The 3,242-nt window shown below is 55.2% G+C and carries 2 rRNA genes; both read right to left on the reverse strand.

The window, feature by feature from the left end:
• Positions 1 to 43: 43 nt before the first annotated feature.
• A 5S ribosomal RNA gene (rrf, locus tag J2I46_RS32440) occupies positions 44 to 154 on the reverse strand.
• A gap of 167 nt (positions 155 to 321) precedes the next feature.
• Positions 322 to 3,168: ribosomal RNA gene (locus J2I46_RS32445) — 23S ribosomal RNA — on the reverse strand.
• Positions 3,169 to 3,242: the final 74 nt, after the last annotated feature.

Here is a 3,242-nt window from a genome sequence, read left to right on the forward strand (position 1 = left end):
ACAAAAATCCCCACCTCTTTCGAAGTGGGGATCTAATGTCTAGGGGTGGCGACCGCCTACTCTCCCGGTCGTGACACCAGTACCATCGGCAGTGCGGGGCTTAACGGCTCTGTTCGGAATGGGAAAAGGTGTGCACCCGCCCGTCGTCACCAACCTCCTATATCTCTAACCATACCTTGTCACCTTGCTTGAACCTGCCGGTTCGGTGAGTCGGCCTGGTAATGCCTTGTCATTCTTTTGCCCATCGAGAAGAAAGCAATCTGCCACACACAATCATAGTACTCCTTGTCAGCCAGCCAGCTGACGATCATGCCAGTATAAGGATACTAACCTGACAGGCTCATTAGTACGGCTCGGCTCCATCCATTTCTGAACCTCCACCTGCCGCCTATCAACGTGGTCGTCTCCCACAGCCTTTATTAACGGATGACTCATCTTGGGGCCGGTTTCGCACTTAGATGCTTTCAGCGCTTATCCAATCCGCACGTAGCTACTCGGCCGTGCCGCGGGCACGACAACCGATCCGCCAGCGGTGCGTCCAGCCCGGTCCTCTCGTACTAAGGCCAGATCCCCGCAATCATCCCACGCCCACCACAGATAGGGACCGAACTGTCTCACGACGTTCTGAACCCAGCTCGCGTGCCACTTTAATCGGCGAACAGCCGAACCCTTGGAACCTTCTCCAGCCCCAGGATGTGACGAGCCGACATCGAGGTGCCAAACCTCCCCGTCGATGTGAGCTCTTGGGGGAGATCAGCCTGTTATCCCCGGCGTACCTTTTATCCTTTGAGCGATGGCCCACCCATGCAGCACCACCGGATCACTATACCCTACTTTCGTACCAGATCGGCCTGTTTGCCTCACTGTCAAGCTTGCTTCTGCTATTGCACTCCACGACCGATTACCGTCCGGCCTGAGCAAACCTTGGGAAGCCTCCGTTACCCTTTCGGAGGCGACCACCCCAGTCAAACTACCCACCAAACACTGTCCCCCAAGGGGTTAGACAGCCAGTTGCCAAAGGGCGGTATTTCAAGGTTGGATCCACGATGCCTGGCGACACCGCTTCAACTCCTCCCGCCTATCCTACACATCGACAACCAGCCGCCCATGTTAAGCTGTAGTAAAGGTGCACGGGGTCTTTCCGTCCCGTGGCGGGTAAGCGGCATCTTCACCGCTACTACAATTTCACCGAGCTCATGGCTGAGACAGTGCCCAGATCGTTACACCATTCGTGCAGGTCGGAACTTACCCGACAAGGAATTTCGCTACCTTAGGACCGTTATAGTTACGGCCGCCGTTTACTGGGGCTTCAGTTCAGACCTTCGGGTTACCCCTAAGCCCCCCCCTTAACCTTCCAGCACCGGGCAGGTGTCAGACCCTATGCGTCATCTTTCGATTTGGCAGAGTCCTGTGTTTTTGGTAAACAGTCGCCTGGGCCTTTGCTCTGCAACCTCTCAGCATTGCTGCTGAGGAGGCCCCCCTTCTCCCGAAGTTACAGGGTCATCTTGCCGAGTTCCTTGGCCATGATTCTCTCGTGCGCCTTGGGCTATTCGCCCCAACTACCTGTGTCGGTTTACGGTACGGGTACCCAACAGCTAGAGCGTCAACACCTTTTCTTGAAACCAACTTTGAGCTCTCGCTTTGGCCGAAGCCGCTGCTCAGCGCCCTATTCCCGCAGGACGCGCTCTCTCCATCAATTTGTCAGTGTATCGCACTGCTGGGTAGTGCAGGAGTATTAACCTGCTGTCCATCTGACCTCCGCTTTCGCTCAGCCATTAGGTCCCGACTAACCCCGGGTTGACTGGCGTCGCCCGGGAACCCTTAGTCTTACGGCGTGAGGGGTTCCCACCCTCATTCTCGTTACTTATGCCTACATTTGCTCTACCACGCGGTCCACCAAGGCTCACGCCTCAACTTCACCCCCCGCAGTATGCTCTCCTACCATCAATGACTCAAGAGTCATGATCCACCGCTTCGGTGATGTGCTTGATGCCCGTTTATTATCGATGCCCGCCCCGCTCGACCAGTGAGCTGTTACGCACTCTTTAAAGGAATAGCTGCTTCCAAGCTAACCTCCTGGCTGTCTCGGCAGCCGGACCACCTTTGTTCAACTTAGCACACACTTGGGGACCTTAGCGGATGGTCTGGGTTGTTCCCCTCTCGGAGCAGGACCTTAGCACCCTGCCCCTCACTGCCCAACACCCCCATGCGCATTCGGAGTTCGACTGAAGTTGGTAGGCTATGACACCCCCGCATCCAATCGGTCGCTCTACCTCACATGGGGTAACATTAGACGCTGTTCCTAAAAACATTTCGGAGAGTACGAGCTATTTCTCAGTTTGATTGGCCTTTCACCCCTACCCACAACTCATCCGGAAACTTTTCAACGTTTATCGGTGCGGTCCTCCACGGTGTGTTACCACCCCTTCAACCTGGCCATGGGTAGATCACCAAGTTTCGCGTCAACAGCCACTAACTAGATCGCCCTGTTCAGACTCGCTTTCGCTTCGGCTCCGAGTGTCCACACTCTTAACCTTGCTAGTGACCGTTACTCGTAGGCTCATTATGCAAAAGGCACGCTGTCACTCCACCAACGAAGCTCCAACCGCTTGTAAGCACCCGGTTTCAGGTTCTATTTCACCCTGGTACGCCCAGTCCTTTTCACCTTTCCCTCACGGTACTCTTCCCTATCGGTCTTCTACAGTGTTTAGCCTTGGCAGATGGTGCTGCCAGCTTCAGAGGGAGTCCCTCCGGCTCCCCCCTACTCAGGATACTCAACCCACAGACCAACGTGACCACTACGGGACTCTCACCCCCTGCGGTTGGCCTTCCCAGACCATTCGTGTTTGTTGTTCTGCTTGATGTCGAGTCCTACAACCCCGACCTGGCCGTAACCAGACCGGTTTGGGCTTCGACGCGTTCGCTCGCCACTACTGACGCCATCACTGATTGTTTTCTTTTCCTCCGCCTACTTAGATGTTTCAGTTCAGCGGGTGAGCCTCTAATCGAAATTAGATGACGGTCCTTCAGACCGCCGGGTTTCCCCATTCGGACACCTGCGGATCAACCCATGCCAGCTGGTCCCCGCAGCGTTTCGTCGCTTGCCACGTCCTTCTTCGCCTGTAGAAGCCAAGGCATCCCCCGGGTGCCCTTTTGCTGCGTTAGTATCTACTGATACAATCGCGTTATTACTTGCTTGCTTACAATTACTCTACTTGTGTGTGGCTCCAAATCCTTACGAA

Origin of the sequence: Fibrella forsythiae, from assembly GCF_017353175.1 — a bacterium.
Taxonomy (GTDB): domain Bacteria; phylum Bacteroidota; class Bacteroidia; order Cytophagales; family Spirosomataceae; genus Fibrella; species Fibrella forsythiae.